The sequence below is a fragment of the Polynucleobacter hallstattensis genome (assembly GCF_018881835.1).
Lineage (GTDB): Bacteria > Pseudomonadota > Gammaproteobacteria > Burkholderiales > Burkholderiaceae > Polynucleobacter > Polynucleobacter hallstattensis.
In genome coordinates this window covers 258,356-277,878 of record NZ_JACVPO010000002.1, presented here as the reverse complement: position 1 = coordinate 277,878, position 19,523 = coordinate 258,356, and the positions used below count along the sequence as shown (strand labels likewise).

Here is a 19,523-nt window from a genome sequence, read left to right as displayed (position 1 = left end):
ATAGATACTATGAGCCAACTAATTGATATTAAAGTCCCAGATATTGGGGATTACAAAGATGTGCCCGTGATCGAGGTATTAGTAAAAGCCGGTGATCGTGTTGAGAAAGAGCAGTCTATTGTCGTTCTGGAGTCAGATAAAGCAACAATGGATGTTCCCTCATCACACTCCGGTCTTGTGAAAGAGGTCAAGGTTAAAGTAGGTGACTCTATTTCAGAGGGCGCCATTGTGCTTGTGCTTGAAGAGAGTGGTGCAGATACAGTTCCAGCTGTTGCACAAACTGCTCCAGCTCCAGTAGTGGTAAAAGCCGAACCTGCTACTGCACCAGCGCCCAAAGTAGAGCCACCAATTGTGCGTGCACCAGCACCACCTCCTGTTATCAATACTCCGGTTGAAGTAGATCCAACAGCCAGTCATGCAAGTCCTTCAGTCCGCAAATTTGCTCGTGAACTCGGTGTGACGGTCCACCAAGTCAAAGGCTCTGGACCCAAGGGTAGAATTACCCAAGAAGACGTACAGGCTTTTGTTAAGGCGGCAATGAGTGGTGGTGCTGGCAGCGCATCGACTGCATCTGGTGGAAGCTTAGGCGGCCTGAATCTCATTCCTTGGCCAAAAGTGGATTTCTCTAAATTTGGTGATACGGAGCGTCAGCCATTAAATCGTATTAAGAAGTTAACCGCCGCGAACCTCGGTCGTAACTGGGTCATGATTCCTGCTGTGACTTATCACGAAGATGCGGATATTACTGATCTCGAAGCATTTAGAGTGCTGACCAATAAAGAGAATGAAAAGCAGGGTCTCAAAATCACGATGCTGGCTTTCTTGATGAAGGCTGCTGTGGCTGCTCTTAAAAAGTATCCCGAGTTCAATAGCTCTATCGATGGCGATGACTTGGTATTGAAGAAGTACTTCAATATTGCATTTGCTGCCGATACGCCAAACGGATTAGTGGTGCCAGTGATTCGTGATGCAGATAAAAAAGGTATCTTTGAGCTTGCTCGCGAAACCTCCGAGTTAGCTGCACTTGCGCGTGATGGCAAACTAAAGCCAGATCAAATGCAAGGCGCTAGTTTCACTATCTCCTCCTTGGGAGGTATCGGCGGCACTTATTTCTCACCGATCGTGAATGCGCCTGAGGTGGCAATTTTGGGTGTAAGCAAGGCTGCTATGAAGCCAGTTTGGGATGGTAAGCAATTTGTGCCACGCTTAATTTGTCCATTGTCATTAAGCGCCGACCATCGAGTGATTGATGGTGCTTTGGCTACTCGTTTTAATGTCTATATCGCCCAGCTGGTGTCTGACTTCCGTCGCGCAGCATTGTAAGGAGAGAATATGACTAAGCAAATTATTCTCGTACCCGATATTGGTGATTATTCAGATGTGCCAGTGATTGAAGTGCTCATCAAAGTGGGTGATGTGATTCAAAAAGAGCAACCACTACTGGTTCTAGAGTCTGATAAAGCAACGATGGAAATTCCAGCCGATGCTGCTGGAACTATTCTGAGTATTTCCGTCAAAGCTGGTGACAAAGTCAGTAAAGGTAGTGCCGTAGCTGAGATTGAAGTAGGTACAGCAACTGCACCTCAAGTTATGGCTGCAGCAGCATCTACTCCAACGCCTCCTCCAGTAGCCGCACCTGTAATGAGCGATCCTATTGCTGGTCAATACAGCGGCAAAGTAGATCATGAGTGTGAAGTACTTGTACTTGGCGCTGGCCCAGGCGGTTACAGTGCCGCATTCCGAAGTGCCGATTTGGGTATGAGTACTATCTTGATAGAGCGCTATTCAACTTTAGGTGGTGTTTGCTTAAACGTAGGCTGTATTCCTTCGAAAGCCTTGCTTCACACGACTGCAGTCATGGATGAAGTGAAAACGATGTCCAAGCATGGCATTAGCTATGGCGCCCCCAAGATTGAAATTGATCAATTACGTGGCTACAAAAATTCAGTCATTGCTAAGTTAACGGGCGGATTGGCTGGCATGGCAAAGGCGCGCAAAGTTACCGTGGTACGTGGATTGGGTCGATTCCTAGATGCAAATCACGTTGAAGTCGAGTTAACCAAGGGTGATGGCCAAGACTTAACAGGGCAAAAAGAAGTGGTTCGCTTTCAGAAGGCGATCATTGCGGCGGGAAGTCAACCAGTAAAACTACCATTCTTACCAGAAGATCCTCGTATCGTAGATAGCACTGGCGCCTTATTGCTCAAGAGTATTCCAAAACGTATGTTGGTCATCGGTGGTGGCATTATTGGTTTGGAGATGGCTACTGTTTACAGCACTCTTGGCTCCCGTATTGATATTGCTGAAATGATGGACGGCCTTATGGCAGGTGCAGATCGTGATTTAGAAAAGGTCTGGGAGAAATTTAATGCCGGCCGTTTTGAAAACATTATGCTCAAGACTCGAGCATCTAAAGCTGAAGTCAAGGCTGACGGTATTCAGGTTAGCTTTGAAGGTGAGGGCGCTCCCTCAGAGCCGCAGACTTACGACTTAGTATTAGTTGCAGTTGGACGTACGCCGAATGGCAAGAAGATTAATGCATCGACTGCAGGTGTTGTTGTAGATGAGCGCGGCTTTGTTCCAGTCGATAATCAAATGCGCACCAACGTGCACAACATCTTTGCTATTGGCGATATCGTTGGCCAACCCATGCTTGCGCACAAAGCAGTGCATGAAGGCCACGTTGCTGCTGAAGTCGCTGCGGGTGAAAAATCCTACTTTGATGCTAAGCAAATTCCATCTGTTGCATACACTGACCCAGAGGTAGCTTGGGCTGGTTTGACCGAAGAGCAGTGCAAAGCTCAAGGAATCGCTTATGAAAAAGGTTTATTTCCATGGGCAGCCAGCGGCAGGGCAATTGCTAACGGACGTGATGAGGGTTTCACAAAGCTTATTTTTGATGCTACCAGTAAGCGCATCATTGGTGGAGGTATTGTTGGTACGCATGCCGGCGATTTAATTGGCGAAGTCTGCCTTGCTATAGAGATGGGTGCTGATGCTGTAGATATTGGCAAAACGATTCATCCGCATCCAACCCTGGGAGAATCTGTTGGCTTAGCTGCAGAGGCTGCTCTTGGTCACTGCACTGATTTACCGCCAATAAAGAAAAAATAGAATGCATTTCCTTCTTTAGTGTTGTAGTCCTGAGAAATCATAACTTTTTTGCAGTGCAATAAAAGAGAATTACAGGTTGACTTAGCATGTATGTGAGATGATTCAATGCATGTCAAAAGTAATTCGACTTCTTCATGGTGAGTTTGGTAGAGTGGCGCTTCTCGAGATGGATGCCCCTCTAGTAACCCATGCCCACCATCACTGTCACATTTTATGCAAGGTTGCAGGACCTGATATCGCTTTTCAGGTAAGAGAGCAACGTTGCCCATTAACTGATGACAATGCAGTCCTCATAAATGCCTGGGAAGAACATTCCTATCTGCATATGCCAGTTAATGGTGAAAATCCCATTTTGCTTGCGCTGTATCTTGAGCCAAAGTGGCTAGCATCATTTAGTAAAAAATTCTTAGCTAGTAGCCACCCTCGATTTTTTATCAACAATTTATCTGCTTTGGGTGTCCATCAAAAGCAGGCGCTCGAAAAAATTTCAATGGAGCTTTGGTGGGCCGACCAAATCACTCATGATTATCTTGAATCCACCTTGATTGAGCTCGTTTTGAGTTTTATGGAAGATGCCGATCTTTTAACTCAGGGTGATTTACGTAATTCCGGAAATACTTTGGTATTTATGGATCCTAGAATCCGAAAAGCAATTCATATTATGCGTACCTCTCCTCAGGGATTTGGAGACATTTCAGTTATTGCCCAAAGTGTCGATCTTTCTCGATCACATTTTTTTGAGCTATTTAGGCGCTGCACAGGACTTTCACCGATTGTATTTGCAAATGTCCTGAGAATGGAGTTTGCATTTGATGCGCTCGCAGATAAGAGTGGGAGTCTTACTGACATTGGTGATGAGCTTGGATTCTCTGCTCAAAGTCACTTCACTCGGTTTTTTAAACAGCACCAGGGTGTAACTCCGAGTCTTTATCGTCAGCAAGTAGAGAAGGCTCCAAAGCTAGACTCCTAGGGTTTACCTGATGCATATAATCAGACCCTAAGGTAAGTAGGCGGACTTTAGGGTAAGCATGCTGCTTATTCGATCATTAAGCTTCTTTCAGTGTGAATGAATCATAAATTTAGCTGAAAAGAGTAGATTGAATCCAAGTGCAAACTATTTAGGTAGCTCATGTGAACGCGTAGAGGATGTTGCTCTTCTGACGGGGGGAGGTCGCTACCTCGATGATCTCCCTTTACCTGTTGGAACCTTATATGCAGCAGTTGTGCGCTCTCCAATCGCTCATGGAAAAATTATTTCTGTGGACATTGAGTCTGCACTATTAATTAGGGGTGTGAGGGCTATTCTGACCATCAAGGACGTGCAAGCCTGGTCTAGTCCATTAGTGGTTGCCGTTAAAACTCCCATGCGTCAGTGGGTATTGGCTAGCGAGTTTGTTCGTTATGTAGGGGAGCCTATAGCAGTTGTTATTGCTGAATCACGGGCGCTGGCAGAAGACGGGGTTGAGAAGGTTGAGGTCAATATTCAGCCTCTTCCCGCCGTAGTCGATGTAGATGCTGCTCTAGCAGATACTTCGATCATTTTGCATGATGACATTGGTAGTAATTGTGTTTCAGATCGCTCATTTAAATACGGCGACCCAGATACTGCATTCCAACAGGCTTCCAGTGTCATTGAAGTGGATATCCGCTATCCTCGCAATTCATGTACACCAATAGAAACAGGGGGGGTGATTGCACAATGGCGAGAGGCAGACTCCTCATATGAAGTAACGTCAAATTTTATGGGCCCATTTTCATTGCAGGTAGTCATGGCTGCTGCACTCAAGATTCCCGGAACAAAATTACGTCATCATGTTGCCCCAGATTCAGGCGGTAGTTTTGGCGTTAAGCAATCAGTCTTGCCATATATCATTATGAGCTGCTTGGCATCGCGTAAAGCTGGTGCCCCAGTGAAATTTATTGAGGATCGCCTAGAGCATCTTCAGGCAGCAACTTCTGCAACATCCCGCCACACTCATTTGCGCGCTGCAGTGGATGAAAATGGAAAAATATTAGCGCTAGATTACGATCAAATTGAAGATTGCGGTGCCTATTTAAGGGCTCCTGAGCCAGCAACCCTGTATCGCATGCATGGGTGCGTGACAGGCCCATATCAAATTCAGAATTTAAAAATTCGTAATCGTGTTGTATTGATCAACAAAACTCCTACTGGACTGGTAAGGGGTTTTGGCGGTCCTCAGGTTTATTACGCCCTAGAACGCTTAATTCATAAAATTGCAAAAACGTTAGGCAAAACGCATCAAGAAATTGCAGCGTTAAATTATGTTCAAAAAGAGCAATTTCCATATCGGGCAGCCGCAGGAGCATTACTAGATTCTGGCAACTACCAACAGGCTTTAAAAATACTGGAGAGTTCTCCAGAGTTTCGAAAAATGTTGGACCGTAGGGAACAGGCTAAAAAAGAGGGACGTTACTACGGTATTGGTATTTCCTCGATTGTTGAACCCTCAGTTTCCAATATGGGTTACATCACAACCGTTCTTACAAAAGAGCAAAGAGCAAAAGCCGGCCCAAAAAATGGAGCGATCACCTCGGCAACTGTGAGTATTGACCCTTCTGGAAATATTACTGCTAATATCGCTTCAGCCCCAGCTGGTCAAGGCCATCAAACCGTTATCAGCCAGCTATTAGCAGACGTTTTTGGCGTCTTGCCTTCACAAATTCAGGTGAACGTAGATTTTGATACTGCTAAAGATGCATGGTCAATTGCCGCCGGAAATTATTCTAGTCGTTTTGCGGGAGCAGTTGCGGGCACAGTATTTCTTGCAGCTGAAAAGTTAAAGGCTCGAATTGCTGATTATGCAGCGCACGCCCTACAGGCAAGGCCAGAAGACTTAATATTTGCAAATGGAAACATATCGGTAGCCGCAGATGAAAGTAGAAGTATTTCTTTCTCAAGATTATGCGGAAATTTTCATTGGTCTCCGGGATTGATTCGAGAGGCTCTTGGACCTGAAGCCATTCTTGCGTTACGGGAAACGCACTTTTGGAGCGCAGATGTTTTAGAGGCGCCTGATGAGGGTGATCGAATCAATACTTCTGCTGCGTATGGTTTTGCTATTGATGCCTGTGGGATCGAGATAGATCCAGAAACTTGCTCCGCAAAGATTGATCAATATATTACTGTACACGACGCAGGAAAAATACTAAACCCAGCCTTAGCAGATGGACAGATTTATGGCGCCTATGCACAAGCCGTTGGGGCAGCTCTTTTTGAGGAGTTTGTCTATAGTAGTGATGGAAATTTTCTGTCAGGAACTTTTGCAGACTATCGCTTACCTACTGCAAGTGATATTTGCACTCCCAAAATTTATCACCAAGAATCTCCAAGCCCATTCACTCCTTTGGGTGCTAAAGGAATTGGTGAAGGAAATAGTATGAGTACTCCAGTTTGTATTGCAAATGCAATTGCAGACGCATTAGATATCGAAGATATTGTCCTGCCTGCAACTCCAAGTCGAATTCATGCGCTTCTTGTACAAAAGGGTTTGCTTAAGCTTGATAAGTCATCGAATCAGATTTCTTCAATGGTGTCGAATGCTTACTATCCTTTGAAAGCTCAGGGCGAAGTTAGGTTGCAGATTCTTCCAGAAAATATCTTTACAGTTTTGCTTGATCCGGAGAGGTTGAAGAATGTTATTCCGGGCTGTGAATCGATTTGCAAAACATCTATATCCAATGGTATTCGGTTTGATTGCATAGCAGTTGTACGAATTGGTATTGCAAAGGCTCGCTTTGTAGCCAAAGTCGATTTAACAAATATTCAAGATCCCGATAGTTTTTCTTTGGGTGGAGAAGGTCGTGGTCCATTGGGAATGGCGTTGGGGATAGGTCAAGTAAGCTTGAAGAATGATGGGGGCACTACTCTTTTAAAGTATGACTACCAAGCTCAGGTATCAGGAAAGCTTGCAGCAATTGGTAGCAGGTTATTAGAGGGTGCGATTCGATTAGTCTTAGATCAGCTATTTAGGGCACTTGCAAAAGAAGCCGGCGCAAAACAGGAAGGCTTCTTTAAACTCTTGCTTAGCAGATTTTTTACTATATTGGGAGTTGGTAAATGAAGTCTGCTCCATTTGTGATGCACCAGGTCAACTCCCAAGCCGATATTTTAAATTTATTGGACCAGTATGGTGATGATGCCCGTATCATTGCTGGCGGTCAAACGCTTGTCCCAGTATTGGCAATGAGAGTGGCTAGCCCCGATCATCTAATCGATATCAATAAGGTTATAGAGCTCAAAAATTTTGGTATTTCTGGTGATGTCCTACTCGTTGGGTCCGGTGTTAGACAGGCTGAATTAGAAAAGTGGATTGATCTTGATAAGACTCAGCCACTTTTAAGCATGATGTTCCCATGGATAGCTCATGCTCCAATTCGGAATCGTGGAACAGTATGCGGATCGATTGCCCATGCTGATCCCAGCGCTGAATTAGTTCTTGGCTTAGCCGTATTAGAGGGCTCTGTCACACTAGTCAGTAAAAAGAAAAGGCGAATAGTTCAAGCCAAAGATTTTTTTCTAGGAGCGCTGCAAACTTGTCGTCAATCAAATGAATTTATCGAGTCTATCCAGTTTCCAATTCGTGGGCATGATGCCAAATTTGGATTCGCCGAGTACGGTTATCGCCATGGAGATTTTGCAGTAGTAGCTGTTGCAGTCATTCAGGAAGGCAATAGTTGGACTATAGGGTTTGGAGGTATTGATGATACCGCGCGGGTATATAAATGCGTTGCTAATTCTGTGAATGAGATCAACCAGTTTATTGACAATTTAGCCTCTGAAACAGAGGTTAGGGAGGATCCGACTGCAACTTCAGGATTACGCCGACATCTGATGCGCTCACTTGGAAAGCGTGCATGCCAACAAGCTATAGATTTTAAAGTGATTAAATAGAATGAAGAATCATTTGGTAGCACTATTTTTAAATGGGGTAGAGCGCGAAGCTGCTTGTGAATCACGCACTACATTACTTGATTTCATTCGGCATGATTTGGGCTTAACAGGAACCCATGCAGGTTGTGAACATGGCGTATGTGGAGCATGCACGGTTGAGCTTGATGGAGAAGTTATTCGTTCCTGTCTAATATTCGCCTGTCAAGCTGATGGTGCTAGTGTTAATACCGTAGAAGGTATTTCGAAATCGGGTGAGATGTCTGATTTGCAAAGCGCCTTTAAAAAATATCATGCGCTTCAATGTGGATTTTGTACGGCTGGGTTTTTGATGTCAGCTGAGGATCTACTCAACAAAAATTCAAATCCGACTGAGTTGCAGGTTCGGGAGGGTTTGTCGGGCAACTTATGTCGGTGCACTGGATATGTTGGAATAGTCGAGGCAGTTTTAGAAGTTGCCTCAGCTAGGGCCCACAAAAATGGGAGAGATCATGCTTGATTTAGGCAGAACTTTTTTGCAGGCTGTAGAGCGTGATCCAGATAGCTTGGCAATCGTAGATGGTGACAAGCGCTATACCTACGGAAATTGGGCGCTACATATTGGCGCTATTCAACAATTTTTTAATGAAAAAGGCTTGAGGAACGGTGATCGGATTTTGACCATTTTACAAAATCGCTATGAGGCAGCCACTATTCATTGGGCTTGTCAGATGGCAGGTATCGCTATCGTCCCTTTAAATTGGCGTTCTAAGTCTGATGAGATTGATTATTGCGCTCAAAATGCTGATGTCAAATTAGCATTCGTTGAGGGGGTATCCCTGAGTAACTATTTGGAATCAGAAACTAGTAAATCAATCCCCTTCATTCTTTGCACGGAGAAGGGTGCCTCAGATGGATATACCTATTTTGAGGAGTTGATACAGGTAGGTTTTGAGCCTATTGCAAAGGGTCACGTTGAGGATATTTCTGTCATGCTTTTCACTTCTGGTACTACCGGCAAGCCAAAAGGTGTCCCAAGAAAGCAGCGGGCTGAGCGAGCAGCAGGGATTGCACATGTGGCTCAAAACCAGTATGCAATGGCCGAGGTGACCTTAGGTGTAATGCCTCTGTATCACACGATGGGCGTGCGCACACTGCTATCTCTATGCATTGTTAATGGCACATATGTTGCTGTACCACGTTGGGATGTGGATAAGGCAATAGATGCAATTGAGCGGGAGGCAGTGACTCATCTCTATTTAGTACCAACGCTTTATCACGACATGCTCCAGTCAAAAAATTTCAATGCAAGTCGTGTTAAAACTGTTAAGAAGTTAGGATTTGCAGGTGCTCCTATGCATGATGCTTTATTGATAAGTCTAAGTGAAGCTTTCTCTCCTGAGTTATTCGTAAATCATTACGGCTCAAGTGAAATCTATACATACACTATTAATAAGAACGCAGTGGCTAAGCCAGGCTGTGCTGGCAAGGCTGGAATAAATGCACGCATTAAGGTGGTTAAGTTAGATCAAGGGTCTATACAGACTATGCCTACACAATTGGCATCATGCAATGAAGAGGGGCAAATTATTTGTGACCTCTCGGGAGATGAGGCGTTTGAGGGCTACTGGAAGCGCCCAGACGCAGATCAAAAGTCTATTCGGGGCGGCTGGTATTTCACAGGTGATACAGGTTACTTTGATGAGTCAGGCGACTTATTTGTTACTGGTCGCGTAGATGACATGATCATTTCTGGGGGTGAAAATATCTCCCCTGTTGAGATTGAATCAATCCTGTCTTTGCATCCTTCAGTAAGTGAGGTTGCAGTTGCGGGATTGAAAGACGATCGCCTTGGCCAAAAAGTAGTTGCTTTCATTAAGGCCTCCGGAATTGTAGATTCAATTGCCCTAGATGAATATTGCCGTAGTTCTGATTTGATCAACTTTAAGCGCCCCCGTGAATATGTTTTTGTTAGAGAAATTCCCAAGTCACCAGTGGGAAAGGTATTGCGGCGTATGTTGATTGCTGGCGAATATGAAAGAGCTTAATTTTTTTACTAGAAAGACCTTATGACGACAATTTTGAAGCATCCTTTTAGCAATATTCTTGATAACCTTGATGGTTTCTATGTGGAGATTAATGAATCTCAACAAAGAGCAGATATTGTTTTAAAAAGGCCTCCTTTTAATGTGATCCAGATGCCACAGCGGGATCAATTACGCGCTGCATTCGAGACCCTAGATGCTGATGATCGCGTACGTATTATTGTATTGAGAGCTGAAGGGGAGCACTTTTCTAGTGGTGGAGATATTAAAGGATTTTTGGAGGCAACTCCAGAACACGTTTCAAAACTAGCATGGAATATTGCAGCGCCTACGCGCTGTACAAAACCAGTCATTGCTGCAAACCATGGCTATTGTTTCGGTGTTGGCTTTGAAATTTCTTTAGCATGCGATTTTCGTATAGCAGCTGAATCTACTCTCTATGCGTTACCCGAGCAAAAATTAGGCCAAATTCCTGGCTCAGGTGGATCTGCACGTTTACAAAAAATGGTCGGCATAACTAGAACCAAAGATATTGTGATGCGTTCTAGGCGTATTAAAGGGCAGCAAGCATATGAATGGGGCGTAGCAACGGAGTGTGTTCCAGATTCTGAGCTTACTACTGCCGTTTCTAAATTGGTGGATGAACTACGTTCATTTTCGCCTTTGGCGCAGAGAACAGCAAAGAAGATGCTGAATGAAACAGAGGATTGCCTATTAACTACAGCAATCGAAGTCGAGGGCCATTGTTATAGCCGATTACGTAATTCGGAAGATTTTAAGGAAGGGGTTGAAGCTTTTCATGGAAAGCGTCAACCAAATTTTGTTGGTCGTTAATTTTTTTGAGGAGAGTACATCATGAAAAAGCAATTTGAAACAAAAAAAATCGCTCTAGCTGTAGCTTTGTGTCTTGGCGCATCTTTAGTTTCTGCGCAATCTAGTCCTATCAAAATTGGAGTTGTAACACCATTATCCGGAACCTATACCCCAATTGGCGAGCAGGTCAAAATGGGCTTAGATCTCGCCGCAAGGGAAATTAATGCTGCTGGTGGAATTAATGGTCGAAAAATTAATTTGATTTATGAAGATGAAGAGGCAAATCCTGCAGTTGCAACTCAAAAGGCAGAGAAATTATTCCAGGTAGAAAAGGTTGATTTTTTAACTGGTACTGTTAATTCGGGATCTACATTGGCAGTAGGGCAGGTGGCCGAGCGCAATAATAAGCTAATTGCAACATCGGTTTCATTTGCGGATTCGATTACGGGAGATAAATGCTCACCCAATGTATTCCGTGTAAATGCACGTGCAGGCATGCAGTCTGCAGCATTAGCTGCATGGGTTGATAAAGAAATTCCCAAGTCAAATATATTCTTTATCGGACCTGACTATGAGATGGGGCGTAGTACTGTGTCAGCATTTAAGAGGGCATCTACTGAAAAAGGCGCTAAAGATGTTGGCGAAGTATTTGCACCACTCGATAATAAGGATTATTCACCATACTTTGGTCAAGTAAGGGCCGCTAAGCCTAATGTGATCTATACCTCAGTGGCTGGAAACGATACTGTACGGTTATTCTCACAAATGGAAGAGTATGGTCTAAATAAAGGGGTGACACTTGTTGGAGCATCTGGCACAGTTACTTCTCAAAATATGGGCGCTATTGGGAAGTCTGCAAATGGATTTGTAACAGGTGTTGGCTACTCTCCTAAGTTAGATAATCCAGCGAATAAAAAGTTTGTTACTGATTTCCAGAAAGCTTATAACAAGCTACCTGATCTTTATGGCGCAGATTCATATGGACTTTTATATTTTTATAAAGCTGCCGTAGAAAAAGCGAAGTCTACTGAAACCGACAAAGTTCGGACAGCAATGGATGATTTAAGCTGGCAAACTCCACAGGGCACCAAGAAGATGCGTGCTGGTGATCATCAGGCAATGCAAGATATGTTTGCTGTCCGCGTGGAGAATGGCGAATTTAATATTGTTGGAAGAGTTCCATCGGATCAGGCAATTGGCCCTGATGCATGCACTCGTTTTTAATATATCGTTGCATCTCTCCGCATCTGTTTTTTGAGGATGCGGAGTTTTTTGAGCTTGTGAAAATTACCAAGGGATCGGGTTTTTAATGCTAGAGAGTTTGCAATTTATTTACACACCACAGATAGTCAATGGACTTTCAATAGGCGTTGCCGTAGTCCTAATGGCTTTAGGCTTGACTATTATTTTTGGTTTGTTAGATGTTATTAATATGTCCCATGGTGAGTTCTATGCTGCTGGGGCATTTATCAGTGTGAGTCTCATGGCAATGGGGGTTTCATTTTGGTTCTGCCTTTTATTAGTCCCTATGTTGTTAGTGCCTATTGGTTTTGCAATGGAAAGGCTTTTGATTCAGAAAGTATTCCACTATAAAGATCGCCATATTCTTACTTTGTTGCTGACATTTGGCGTAGCAATGGTTTTAGAGGATGCATACAAGATTATTTGGGGTGCGAATCCAATTAAACCTAGCGCCCCAATCTCAGGGGCTAGCGAGTTGTTAGGGGTAATGTTTCCAAATTACCGGTTATTTTTAATGGGATTTGGCGCTTTATTGATTTTCTCTGTATGGGCGCTTATTTATAAAACCCAATTGGGTGCAATTGTAAGAGCCTCTGCGTATGACAAAGATATGAGCTCTTCATTAGGTATACCGGTAATGCGGGTTTATGCGCTGACATTTGCATTGGGCGTTGCTTTAGCTGGGCTTGCTGGTGTGCTCCTAGCCCCAATTTATTCAGTATTTCCTACTATGGGACGAGACTTTATTTTGATGGCCTTTAGCGTTGTCATTGTTGGGGGTCTTGGAAGTATCAAGGGGGCTGTGATTGCAGGAATATTACTGACACAATTGCAATCACTTTCTTCTCTATATATTTCTCCAGTATGGTCAGATCCTCTGGTATTTACGGTGATGGTTTTGGTCTTGATGTTTAAGCCAACTGGTCTGTATGGGGGGATGAAAAATGCATAATCCTCAAGTAAAAGCAATTCGATTTATTGAGCTACTTTTACTCTCATCTGCCCTAATTCTATATATAGCTGGAAGTATTCTTCAAGACACATTCTTTCTGAGGCTAGCTACGGAAGCATTGATCTTTGGCGGGCTTGCAATGTCCGTTGATTTATTGCTTGGGATCGTTGGACTACTGTCTCTTGGTCAGGCGTTTTATTTTGGGTTTGGTGCTTATTTGTCCGCTTTAGTGCTGAAAGAAATTTCTCCATCATTTTTTTTGGCAATAGGGATTGTGACCCTTTCATCTATTGTTTTGGGGTGGATTGCTAGCTTCATAGCTCTTCGGTCAAAAGGGGTTTACTTTGCATTAATCACATTTGGACTTGCGCAAGTAGCTGCCAAGGTAGTCTATAACACTCGCAGCCTTGGGGCATCAGATGGAATGATGGGCGTTCCTATTTTGCAGATCTGGACCCCATTTGGCTCCATAGATACTAGTCAGCCAGGCGCATTTTTTCTAATTACTTTGCTGACTATTGGGGTGTTATATGCCGCCCTAAAATATTTTCTTACAACCCCCATGGGATCAATATGGCATGCTATCCGATGCAATGAGGATCGTTTGGCTTACGTCGGCTATAAGTCAAAAGGGCCAAAGCAAGTTGCCTTTATTTTAGCTACAGTGGTTGCTGCTGTGTCTGGGGCTCTTTATCCTATGTTGAGAGGTTTCGTTTCACCAGAGCTAATGTTCTTTAGTGTTTCTGGTAACGCGGTAGTGACAGTGGTTTTGGGTGGCGTTGGAACTTTAATAGGACCAATTCTAGGCAGCGTTCTTTTGACATCATTCAAATCAATTATTGGAACTTGGACTGTCCATCACCACATTGTTATAGGAATGATCTTTGTGGTTATTGTTGTCTCTGCTCCAAAGGGACTCGCCGGCTTACTCGCTAAATACCTAGGTTCGAAACATTCTAGTAAAGGAGGGGAGTGATGGAAAATATGGAAGTCATTCTCAAGGCAAATCATTTAAGCAAGCGTTTTGGTGGCCTTAGAGCGGTTGATGATGTCAGTTTTGAAGTGATGCGTTTAGGTGTCACCTCTATTATCGGTCCAAATGGGGCAGGCAAGAGCACGCTCTTTAATTTAATTAGTGGTACTTTTATGGCCGACTCTGGACTTGTTGAGTTAGAAGGTCTGAATGTCACAAGAAGGAGTCCTGAGAGTCGATTGTCATGTGGTATGGCCCGATCATTTCAGATTACTAACCTCTTTTTTGACCTCACTGTGATTGATAATTTAAGAATAGCAAGCCAAGCATTAGAGTCTCGATCACACCTATTCTTGCCCTTGAATAAAAGTACTATTGCAATTGCAAGAGCGGATGAATTATTACAAGAATTTGGATTAACTGATTCTCGTGAACAACTTGCAGGAGCTTTATCTCATGGCCAGCAAAGACGGTTAGAAATTGCAGTTACCTTGGCGACTCGACCAAAGCTCCTACTCTTAGATGAGCCTACCCAAGGGATGTCTCGGGGTGATACCCAGGAGACTGCTGATCTGATTAAACATCTTGGATCAAAAATAACAGTTTTGTTAATTGAGCATGACGTAGATCTTGTGATGGATTTATCCAAAAAGGTCATCGTAATGGCACAAGGAAAGAAATTGGCTGAAGGTAATCCTGAGCAGGTTCGTGCCAATCCACTTGTACAAACAGCATACTTTGGCGAGGAATTGGCATGATTTTAGAGATGCATGATGTACATGTCAATCTTGGGTTATCTCATGTTTTACAGGGAGTTAATTTATCTATACATCCCGGAGAGACGGTAGGTTTATTTGGCAGGAATGGTGTTGGTAAAACTACTATTGTCAAAACTATTGCTGGTTGGCATAGATCGTATCAAGGAAAAATATTATTTCAGGGTCAACCCATTGATACTTTACCGCCAAACGAAATCACAAGATTGGGCTTGGGGTTGGTGCCGGAGGATCGAAGGGTATTTCCTGGGCTCAGTGTCGAGGGTAATCTTAAGCTTGGATTAATGCAGGTCCAAGCTAGCGAGCGAAAGGCTGCAGAACAGCGCATACAAATGGTTTTTGAACGGTTTCCACGGCTAAGTGAAAGGCGTGATCAATCGGGTAACACTTTATCTGGCGGCGAGCAGCAAATGTTGGCAATGGCGCGAGTATTGGTTGGTAACCCAAAGCTGTTATTAATTGATGAGCCTACCGAAGGCCTTGCCCCCATGGTAGTTGCCGATATTTTTCGGCTAATGGAGGAGTTGAAGTCTCAGGGAATTTCCATTCTTCTTATTGAACAAAATATCCATAAAGCGATTCATTTGTGCAATAGGCATTATGTAGTTGAGAGAGGAAAGGTAGTGCTTGAAGGCAACTCTCAAAATATAGAAGAACGTAAAGAATTAATAAGGCGAGTAAGTGTTTAAAAATTTAATGGAGAAGTTCATGAAACTTAAGAAAATAGGATTGTTTATTGCATTCGTAATAGGAATTCTTTCTGTCACTACAAGTCAATTATTTGCACAAAGCTCAGTATCTTATCCAGATAAACCTATTACGATTGTTGTTCCCTATCCACCAGGTGGATTTAACGATACTCTAGGCAGAATTGTTGGGAAAAAACTCAGCGATGCCTGGGGTGTAAATGTGGTTGTAGAAAATAAACCAGGTGCCGGCACCACTATCGGAACTAATTTTGTTGCTCGATCCGCGCCAGATGGATACACAATATTAGTAGCTCAGTTTCCATTTTCTGCAAATCCTTATCTATATAAATCTTTACCTTATGACACTCTAAAGGCATTTAGTCCAGTCGTTTTAGCTGGTCGAGCCCCGATGGTATTAGTTGTTAATGCAAATTCTCCCATTAAAACTACTGGAGATTTATTGGCTTTAGCTAAATCAAAGCCTGGCTCAGTCAACTACGGCTCATCAGGCCCTGGATCATCCAATCATTTATCCATGGTTTTATTTGAAATGATGGCTGGCGTTAGCTTAAATCAGATTCCATATAAGGGTAGCACTCCACTCCTAACTGATTTAGCCGGTGGTCAAGTGGAGGTGGCATTTGATGCCTATCCTCATGTGCGCCCATTTCTACAGTCTGGAAAAATACGACCTATAGCTATAGCAACAGAAGTCAGATCTCCACTTATGGCAGATTTGCCGACGGTTTCCGAGTCTGGGATTAAGGGGTATGAAGCCTCATCATGGCATGGTTTTGTAGTGCCATCGGGTACTCCTCAGCCTGTTGTCGATAAGTTAAATAGGCAAATTAATATGATCTTGAAGCAAGAGGATATTAGAAAAACATTCAACGAGCAGGGAGTTGTTCCGGATGGGGGAACTGCCGCTCAATTTGAAGCCTTTATTCGCAAGCAAATGGATATTTGGAAAAAAGTTGTTTCAAATGCAGGCATTACCCCAGAATAATCATTTTCTGGAGACCTTAAGGGTGGTTTTGATGAAAAAATTTACGCAACTACGTCCATGGTTATCCCACCTTGCCGATACGAATCGCCTGATTGCTACCAAAAAAAATGTATTGCTTAAGCATGAGCTAGCGGCGATTGCTAAAAAGCTTGATGGCAAAAGCGGTGTCTTTTTTCCTAGTCCTGATGGTCACTCAATTCCGGTAGTTTCTGGTTTCATGTCTTCACGATCTTGGATTGCAGAAGCAATGGGAGTCAATGAGGCTGAGTTGTTAGATGCATTTCGCATGGCAGCTGATAATCCACTGTCTTGCAATCAAGTTAAGCAGGCACCTTGCCAAGAGGTTGTACACAATGATTTTGATGTGAGGACCTTATTGCCTGTTCCTACACACAGTGAGCATGATAGCGGACCATATATTACTGCTGGCTTGGTAATTGCCAAAAATCCTAAGACTGGAATTCAGAATGTATCAATCAATCGCATTCAGGTAAATTCAAAAGATCGTATGGCTGTGTTGATTTTGCCTAGACATCTCCATGCCTTCCAAAAGGCTGCAGAAGAATTAAATCAATCATTACCAGTTGCTGTGGTTATTGGGGTGGATCCTCTAACGTTATTGGCGTCTCAGGCGATTGCACCGATCGATTCAGATGAGCTTGAAATTGCTGGAGCATTGCATGGAGTGCCCTTAGATGTCGTGAAATGCTTAACTAATGATGTTTTGGTTCCTGCAAATGCGGAAATAGTGATTGAGGGTCATATTCCGCCTAAGGTACGTGAGCTCGAAGGCCCATTTGGCGAGTATCCTAAGTACTACAGCTCTCAGGAAAAGCGTCAAGTAGTTGTAGTCGATGCGGTGACTCACAGAAAAGATCCTATTTTCCACACCATTGTTCCGGCAGAGTTAGAGCACCTATTGCTTGGTTCAATTCCAAGAGAGGCGACAATTTTGTCGCACCTACGTAGAAGCTTTCCTAGCGTCTTAGATGTGCATCTATCCCTAGGGGGTGTCGGACGATATCATCTTTATGTCCAAATAAAAAAAACGCATGAGGGTCTTCCTAAGAATGTGATCTCCGGCGCTTTTAGTTCTCACTATGATGTAAAGCATGTTGTCGTTGTGGATGAAGATGTTGATGTTCATGAACCGATCCAAGTTGAATGGGCGATTGCTACGAGATTTCAGGCCAAGCGTGGTCTAGTCGTTATCCATGATGCACAAGGCTCTGTTTTGGATCCTTCTACGACAGTTGGCTTGCCTGTCGATGTGGATGGAGTAATTCCAGCACAATTTCAAGGTATGAGCTCTAAGCTAGGTTTGGATGCAACCAAGCCATTAAGCTATGAAGGACATGTCTTTACTAAGGTTAAGATTCCTGGTGAAGATGATGCGAATTTAGAGGATGTACTTGATATTCAATTCTCAATTGCCTCTTATCTGAAGTCAAATTAATTTTTAGGACTTATCGTGAATAAACGTTTAATTGTTGCCATTACGGGGGCATCGGGTACGATCTATGGCATTCGTATTCTTGAAGCCCTAAAGGATATTGGCATTGAATCGCATCTAATCATGAGCGACGCTGCGAAACTAACAATGGCTGCAGAAACTGATTACAAGCCTTCGCAGATTGAGGCTATGGCTGATGTTGTTCATTCAGCAAAAAATGTTGGCGCATCCATTTCATCTGGTTCATTTAAAAGTCTCGGTATGATTATTGCACCATGCTCAATTCGAACTTTGTCAGAGATTTCTAGTGGAGTAACTAGCAGTTTGGTCTCAAGGGCAGCTGATGTAGTCTTGAAAGAACGTCGTCGCTTAGTTTTATTGGTTCGGGAGACGCCACTGCATGCGGGTCATTTGCGTTCTATGTCTCAAGTTACTGAGTGCGGTGCAATTGTAATGTTGCCAGTACCAGCTTTTTATTCAAAACCAAAATCTTTGGATGATATGGTGAATCATACGGTTGGAAGATGTTTAGATCTGTTTGATTTGGATAATACTTTGGTAAAACGTTGGGGTGGAATGGATGGCGAAAAATGACTTTATATGTTTACTTCAAGTTTTTTGTCTCTGATCATCCAATGATTGCTGGCTCCATTAGGGAAATGCAAGAGCAGTTATTGCTAGAGTATCCGAGTTTAAATTGTGATCTATTAAAAAGACCCCATGCAGATGAAGAGGGAAGAGAAACCTGGATGGAGGTTTATCGCGGTGTTGCATCTGAACCATCCCAGTTTATAGAACGACTGAAAGAATTAGCCTTTAAAAATGATTTACCTCAGCCCCGCCGAAATGAAATCTTTATCTCAATTGATTAGGCTGTTCTAAAGTAAAGGAATATCTCAATAAAATTCATTTCTTTGAAGTAATTTTTGCTGCTGAATTGACATTTTTTATTGTTGTTTTTGTTGCATTGTTCAGATTTCCCTGCGTAACCTGTACTGCGTGCTTAACTGCCTTCTGACTAGTTTCAAATACATTGGTAGCAGAAGCGATCGCTTGTTTCATGACATTCGCTGCGGCATCTGAGACTACCGGTACATTCTTGGTCCAGTCCTCCACCAAGGCATTCATTTTTTTCTGACCCACTTGAAATTCTTTTTCAGCAGACTTAGTAAAACTTGCTTGAGTCTCATGAGCTAATTCATAAAGATGGCGACTATAGGCCATGATTTTTTCAGCCATGGGCTGGACTGCTTCGGCCTGATGGGCAAGGAGTTGCTGCATATCTTTCACTTCAAGCGCTTTCTTGGCACTGCTCATACTTTCGCCTAAGCTTTGCTTGGCGATATGCATATTGAGCTCAATTAACTTTTCTATACTTTGTAGTGCTTGATCGCTTAGTCTGCTCAAAGTTTCTAGATTGGCCTTTTGTGCTGCTGCTATTTGTTCAAGCGTTAAATTCATAGCAATACCTTTCCTGATGATTTCATGGCTTTGCTCACTATGAGCTATATCTGCACAATGTCAATGCATTTTGGCTGCATTGACCAGTATTTAGTATTTATGTTGCAGTAC

Annotated in this window: 18 protein-coding genes; 17 read left to right on the top strand and 1 reads right to left on the bottom strand. The window is 43.2% G+C overall.

Features of this window, described 5'->3' with window-relative positions:
- Positions 1–9 precede the first annotated feature (9 nt).
- From aceF to ICN26_RS07790, 17 genes are all read left to right on the top strand, one after another.
- Positions 10–1,323 (top strand): dihydrolipoyllysine-residue acetyltransferase, encoded by a 1,314-nt coding sequence (gene aceF / locus ICN26_RS07870; RefSeq protein ID WP_216267915.1) that lies wholly within the window; start codon positions 10–12, stop codon positions 1,321–1,323.
- A gap of 9 nt (positions 1,324–1,332) precedes the next feature.
- A complete protein-coding gene (gene lpdA / locus ICN26_RS07865) occupies positions 1,333–3,114 on the top strand; it encodes a dihydrolipoyl dehydrogenase (RefSeq protein ID WP_216267914.1) in 1,782 nt (593 codons plus the stop codon).
- 109 nt (positions 3,115–3,223) lie between these two features.
- Positions 3,224–4,084: a helix-turn-helix domain-containing protein gene (locus tag ICN26_RS07860; protein ID WP_216267913.1), complete on the top strand. Its 861-nt coding sequence runs from the start codon at positions 3,224–3,226 to the stop codon at positions 4,082–4,084.
- Between the two features lie 127 nt (positions 4,085–4,211).
- A complete protein-coding gene (locus tag ICN26_RS07855) occupies positions 4,212–7,196 on the top strand; it encodes a xanthine dehydrogenase family protein molybdopterin-binding subunit (protein WP_216267912.1) in 2,985 nt (994 codons plus the stop codon).
- Entirely contained in the window at positions 7,193–8,026 is an 834-nt protein-coding gene (locus ICN26_RS07850) for an FAD binding domain-containing protein (RefSeq protein WP_216267911.1), read from the top strand. Before ICN26_RS07855 ends, ICN26_RS07850 begins: the two co-directional genes overlap by 4 nt.
- A gap of 1 nt (position 8,027) precedes the next feature.
- Entirely contained in the window at positions 8,028–8,522 is a 495-nt protein-coding gene (locus ICN26_RS07845; RefSeq protein ID WP_216267910.1) for a (2Fe-2S)-binding protein, read from the top strand.
- Entirely contained in the window at positions 8,515–10,050 is a 1,536-nt protein-coding gene (locus ICN26_RS07840) for an AMP-binding protein (protein WP_216267909.1), read from the top strand. The genes ICN26_RS07845 and ICN26_RS07840 overlap by 8 nt, the downstream gene beginning before the upstream one ends.
- A gap of 21 nt (positions 10,051–10,071) precedes the next feature.
- Positions 10,072–10,881: an enoyl-CoA hydratase/isomerase family protein gene (locus ICN26_RS07835; RefSeq protein ID WP_216267908.1), complete on the top strand. Its 810-nt coding sequence runs from the start codon at positions 10,072–10,074 to the stop codon at positions 10,879–10,881.
- Between the two features lie 21 nt (positions 10,882–10,902).
- A complete protein-coding gene (locus tag ICN26_RS07830; protein WP_216267907.1) occupies positions 10,903–12,084 on the top strand; it encodes an ABC transporter substrate-binding protein in 1,182 nt (393 codons plus the stop codon).
- A gap of 85 nt (positions 12,085–12,169) precedes the next feature.
- Positions 12,170–13,054, top strand: coding sequence for a branched-chain amino acid ABC transporter permease (locus tag ICN26_RS07825; RefSeq protein ID WP_216267906.1), 885 nt, complete (start codon positions 12,170–12,172; stop codon positions 13,052–13,054).
- Positions 13,047–14,030, top strand: a complete 984-nt coding sequence (locus ICN26_RS07820; RefSeq protein WP_216267905.1) for a branched-chain amino acid ABC transporter permease — start codon at positions 13,047–13,049, stop codon at positions 14,028–14,030. The genes ICN26_RS07825 and ICN26_RS07820 overlap by 8 nt, the downstream gene beginning before the upstream one ends.
- Complete coding sequence (locus ICN26_RS07815) at positions 14,030–14,785, top strand: ABC transporter ATP-binding protein (protein ID WP_255534438.1); 756 nt, start codon at positions 14,030–14,032, stop codon at positions 14,783–14,785. Before ICN26_RS07820 ends, ICN26_RS07815 begins: the two co-directional genes overlap by 1 nt.
- The gene (locus tag ICN26_RS07810) at positions 14,782–15,492 is read left to right on the top strand and encodes an ABC transporter ATP-binding protein (RefSeq protein ID WP_216860400.1); all 711 of its coding nucleotides are present in this window, start codon (positions 14,782–14,784) and stop codon (positions 15,490–15,492) included. Before ICN26_RS07815 ends, ICN26_RS07810 begins: the two co-directional genes overlap by 4 nt.
- A gap of 19 nt (positions 15,493–15,511) precedes the next feature.
- Positions 15,512–16,498 carry a Bug family tripartite tricarboxylate transporter substrate binding protein gene (locus ICN26_RS07805; protein ID WP_216267904.1) on the top strand — a complete coding sequence of 329 codons (987 nt, stop codon included), beginning with the start codon at positions 15,512–15,514 and terminating at the stop codon, positions 16,496–16,498.
- A gap of 31 nt (positions 16,499–16,529) precedes the next feature.
- Positions 16,530–17,954, top strand: coding sequence for a UbiD family decarboxylase (locus ICN26_RS07800; RefSeq protein ID WP_255534437.1), 1,425 nt, complete (start codon positions 16,530–16,532; stop codon positions 17,952–17,954).
- Positions 17,955–17,966: 12 nt separating this feature from the next.
- Positions 17,967–18,545 carry a UbiX family flavin prenyltransferase gene (locus ICN26_RS07795; RefSeq protein WP_216268428.1) on the top strand — a complete coding sequence of 193 codons (579 nt, stop codon included), beginning with the start codon at positions 17,967–17,969 and terminating at the stop codon, positions 18,543–18,545.
- Positions 18,542–18,823 (top strand): DUF4936 family protein, encoded by a 282-nt coding sequence (locus ICN26_RS07790; RefSeq protein ID WP_216267902.1) that lies wholly within the window; start codon positions 18,542–18,544, stop codon positions 18,821–18,823. The genes ICN26_RS07795 and ICN26_RS07790 overlap by 4 nt, the downstream gene beginning before the upstream one ends.
- 34 nt (positions 18,824–18,857) lie before the next feature.
- Here the strand turns inward: ICN26_RS07790 and ICN26_RS07785 are convergent, their stop codons facing one another.
- Positions 18,858–19,412, bottom strand: a complete 555-nt coding sequence (locus tag ICN26_RS07785; RefSeq protein WP_216267901.1) for a phasin family protein — start codon at positions 19,410–19,412, stop codon at positions 18,858–18,860.
- Positions 19,413–19,523: the final 111 nt, after the last annotated feature.